Annotated in this window: 1 protein-coding gene; it reads right to left on the minus strand. The window is 76.4% G+C overall.

All coding sequences use genetic code 11. The annotated features are described in order from the left end of the window. A partial coding sequence (locus OO48_RS37120; protein WP_209439598.1) for a transposase family protein occupies positions 1-233 on the minus strand: 233 nt, incomplete at both ends.

Here is a 233-nt window from a genome sequence, read left to right on the forward strand (position 1 = left end):
AGCGCTCCACGACGCCGGGGACCTGCTCGCGGAACGTCTGCCGCGGGCAGCCGAGCACCGGGCACACCAGCCGCCGCAGCCGCACCGACACCACCACCCGCCGCCCGTCCACCGGCAGATCCGCGACCCTCCGCCCGTGGAAGCCGTGCACCCGCCCCGTCGGCCGCCCGCACACCGGACACGGCACCGGATCATCCCTCGTCCGCGCCGACACCCGGATGACCTTGCCCTCG

It is taken from the genome of Kitasatospora phosalacinea (genome assembly GCF_000716545.1).
GTDB classification, from domain to species: Bacteria; Actinomycetota; Actinomycetes; order Streptomycetales; family Streptomycetaceae; genus Kitasatospora; species Kitasatospora phosalacinea.